The 3,664-nt window shown below is 68.6% G+C and carries 4 protein-coding genes; all 4 read right to left on the bottom strand.

Annotated elements, in window-relative coordinates; genetic code table 11:
• Nucleotides 1–618 (bottom strand): benzoate/H(+) symporter BenE family transporter (locus AC1D01_RS25000; protein WP_477871166.1); only part of this gene is annotated, 618 nt, incomplete at its 3' end.
• A gap of 108 nt (nucleotides 619–726) precedes the next feature.
• Complete coding sequence (locus AC1D01_RS24995; protein ID WP_477871164.1) at nucleotides 727–1,317, bottom strand: LuxR C-terminal-related transcriptional regulator; 591 nt, start codon at nucleotides 1,315–1,317, stop codon at nucleotides 727–729.
• A 138-nt stretch (nucleotides 1,318–1,455) separates the two neighbouring features.
• Nucleotides 1,456–3,090 carry an FMN-binding glutamate synthase family protein gene (locus AC1D01_RS24990; RefSeq protein ID WP_477871162.1) on the bottom strand — a complete coding sequence of 545 codons (1,635 nt, stop codon included), beginning with the start codon at nucleotides 3,088–3,090 and terminating at the stop codon, nucleotides 1,456–1,458.
• Nucleotides 3,091–3,219: 129 nt separating this feature from the next.
• Nucleotides 3,220–3,636: a DUF4148 domain-containing protein gene (locus AC1D01_RS24985; protein WP_477871160.1), complete on the bottom strand. Its 417-nt coding sequence runs from the start codon at nucleotides 3,634–3,636 to the stop codon at nucleotides 3,220–3,222.
• Nucleotides 3,637–3,664 lie beyond the last annotated feature (28 nt).

The raw sequence follows: 3,664 nt of genomic DNA, 5'->3' as shown, positions 1-3,664 counted from the left end.
GGGCAGCGTGAACACCGGCATCGTGAACACGGGGATCGTCAGCGCGAACGAGACGGCCCCGAGGTGCAGCTGCCCCTGCGCCACGGCGAACGCGGTACCGACTGCGAGCACGCCCGGCACTGCATAGCGCGGCCAGAAGCGCCGCCCGACGAGGTAGGCGGCCAGCATCAGCAGCACGAGTGCGAACGAGGATTTGAGTGCGACGAAGGCATCGAGCCCGAAGCGGGCGAGCACGCCGGCGAGCAGCGCGCTGGCGATCGGCATCGGGATGCGCCCCATCAGCCGTTCGAACCAGCCGGTGACGCCGAAGAGCGTGATGAGTGCGGCGCTGACGAGAAAAGCGCCGACAGCCTCGGGCAAGTGAAAGCCGCCGGCGGCAGCCGCAGTCGCGAGCACCGCGGCTCCAGGTGTCGACCACGCGATCATCACCGGCTGGCGCAGCCACAGCGATGGCACGATGGAGCACAGTCCCATGCCAAGGCCGAGCGCCCACATCCACGAGCTGATCTCGGCCGGCCCGGCGCCGAGGGCTTGCGCGGCGGAGAAGACGATGGCGACGGAGCTGGTGAAGCCGACGAGGACGGCGACAAAGCCGGCCACGAAGGCCGAGAGGGACATGTCAGAGGGGCGGATGCGCATGGCCCAGGAGCCTACCGCGTACTTGGTTCACTGCGTGGCAGTGCCGGGGCGAGACCCGGCACCAACCTCACGCAGTGAAGAGCAGCCTCACGCAGTGAGCGAAAGCCCATTCGCCCGAATATCAAACTGCAGCTTCTGATAAACCCGCCGAATCCCGCAAGCCACCGTGTGCACGCTCGCATGCCACTGCTGCGCGATCTCGTCGATCAGGTAACCCTGCGCCAGCCACTGCAGGATCTGCCGCTCCATGCCGGTCAGCACCAGCGGGTTCAGCGCCTCGGTCATCGTGTCGGCCAGCGCATGCCGCGGCGAGGCCTCGAAGTGCGACAGCACCTGGCGCGCAATGGTCGGCGTCATCGGCGATTCACCCCGGGCCACCTCCTGCAGTCCGCTGATCAGCGCCTCGGGAGAGTTGGCATGCACCCAATACCCGTCGGCCCCGGCACGCAAGGCCTCCAGCAGCACCATGTCGTCGTGCGACATCAGCGTCACCAGCACCTGCGGGCGCGTCGCACGGCCGCCCTGGCGCAGATCGCCCAGCAGGCCGTCGACCGGGCCGTCCTGCACGCGCAGGTCGGTCACCAGGATGTCGGGGTCGGCGCGCGCGATCAGCGGCCGCGCCTCCTCGATCGTGTGGACCGTGCCGACCACCCGGAAACCCGGGGTGGCCGCGATCAAGGCCGCCAGATGAGGGCTGGCCTCATGGTCACGCTGCAGAAGGACGAGGGACGGCATGGAAAAACGGACAAGCACGCAGATCGGCCATTCTTCGCCGCGCCTCCATCCGGTGCATCCCCATGACCGGGTGCCACCCCCTCAAGCCGGGGGGGTCATCGCAAAACTGTGCGCCTGCGCCATCGGCCAGTACAGCCGGAACACGTTGTGCGCCGGCTCGCTGCCATCCAGCAGCGAACCCGGCTTCAGGAACGGCAGCAGGTTCGCGAGCAGCTTCACCTCATGATCGGCCGAGCGGCGCACGATGTGCGACGCCGTGATGCCGCCCGGGTGCGTCAGCCCCGCCGCCTGCACCAGCTCCTTCAGCGCGCGCAAGGTGTTCTGGTGGTAATGGAAGACGCGCTCGGCCTTGGTCGGCACCACCAGCGCGCGCTGGCGCTGCGCATCCTGCGTGCTGACACCCGTCGGGCACGCGCCGGTGTGGCAGGCCTGGGCCTGGATGCAGCCGAGCGCGAACATGAAGCCGCGCGCCGCGTTGCACCAGTCCGCCCCCAGGGCCATCATCCGCGCGATGTCGAACGCGCTGACCACCTTGCCGGCACAGCCGAGTTTCACCTGGTCGCGCAGGTTCAGCCCGACCAGCGTGTTGTGCACCAGCAGCAAGCCCTCCTGCAGCGGCGCGCCGACGTGGTCGGTGAACTCCAGCGGCGCCGCGCCGGTGCCGCCCTCGGCACCGTCGACGACGATGAAATCCGGCGTGATGCCGGTGACGAGCATCGCCTTCGCGATCGCGAACCACTCCCACGGGTGGCCGATGCACAGCTTGAAACCGGTCGGCTTGCCGCCGGACAGCACGCGCAACCGCTCGATGAACTGCATCATCTCGACCGGCGTGTCGAAGGCGCTGTGGCGCGCCGGCGAGATGCAGTCGACCCAGCTCGCCACGCCCCGGGCCTCGGCGATCTCGGGCGTGACCTTCGGCCCGGGCAGCACGCCGCCATGGCCGGGCTTGGCCCCCTGGCTCAGCTTCAGCTCGATCATCCGCACCTGCGGCTGCGTCGCGTTGTCGGCGAAGCGCTGCTCGTCGAAGCTGCCGTCTTCGTGGCGGCAACCGAAGTAGCCGGAGCCGATCTCCCAGATCAGGTCGCCGCCGTTCTCGCGGTGATGGCGGCTGATGCTGCCCTCGCCGGTGTCGTGCGCGAAGCCGCCGCGCTTCGCGCCGGCATTCAGCGCGAGGATCGCGTTCGCCGACAGCGCACCGAAACTCATCGCCGAGATGTTGAAGACGCTCGCCGAATACGGCTGTGCGCGGTTCGCGCCGATCATCACGCGGAAGTCGTGCGTCGGCAGCTCGGTCGGCGCGATCGAGTGGTTGATCCATTCGTAGCCGAGCGCGCCGACATCCATCTGCGTGCCGAACGGCCGCTTGTCGGGATCGTTCTTCGCCCGCTGGTAGACCAGCGAGCGCTGCTGGCGCGAGAACGGCGCCGCCTCGTTGTCGCCCTCGATGAAGTACTGGCGCATCTCGGGCCGGATGAATTCCAGCAGGAAGCGCAGGTGCCCGATCACCGGGTAGTTGCGCAGCACCGAATGCCGCGCCTGCAGCACGTCGTGCACGCCGACGCCCACCAACAGCGCGAACAGCAGCAGCCAGGGCCATCCGACATGGAACGCCACCACGGTGAACGCGCTGAGCAGCAGCCCGACGCCGCTCAGCAGCCAGGCGCTGTAGCGGATCGGGAAATACCGGTTGAGCCTGAGCATCCACTCTTGCATCGCAGCCTCCTCGTGCTGCCGCGATGGTAGATGACGCCCCCGGTGCGCTTCGCGCTTCCCCCCCTCAGGGGGCGCTGCCAGTGGACCTCGCAGAGAAGCCGGCGGCGCGCTGAGCGCCACCGGCCGTCGTCACTTCTTCGGCTTGCCCGATTCTTCGCTGCGCTCGATCTCGCCGTTCTTCATCGCACGCCGCGTCTCGGCCTTCACGTCGGCGCGGTCGGCCGGGGGCGGCGAACCGGCGGCTGGGGGCGGCAGCTTGTTCAGGTCGCCCTCGCTCGTCTTCATCTCGCCCATGGCCTTTGCGGCCTTGGTGTCCGCCTTGACCTGATCGCGCGTCGTTTCCGACGTGAGCGCCTTGCGCTTGTTGTTGCGCTGCTCGCCGATCGGCACCTTCTTGCCGGTGGCCGCGGCATCGCGGGTTTCCGCCTTCACCTGCTCGCGCGTCTTCGGCGCGGACGGGTCGTCGGTCGTCGTCTGGGCCAGCACGGTCTGCGAGCCGAAGGCGCCGGCCAGCAGCGCGGACAACAAAAGCATCTTGTGGTTCATGGTGATCCCTTTCCAGTGGGTGGAGGGA

Source organism: Rhizobacter sp. P3_B12 (assembly GCF_056402895.1).
The sequence above is the reverse complement of the archived record's forward strand: the minus strand, read 5'-3'. Positions and strand labels throughout refer to the sequence as shown.

Coding starts and splice junctions, on each gene's coding strand:
- AC1D01_RS24985 (WP_477871160.1), bottom strand. CDS start 3,636: ATGAACCACAAGATGCTTTTGTTGTCCGCGCTGCTGGCCGGCGCCTTC.
- AC1D01_RS24990 (WP_477871162.1), bottom strand. CDS start 3,090: ATGCAAGAGTGGATGCTCAGGCTCAACCGGTATTTCCCGATCCGCTAC.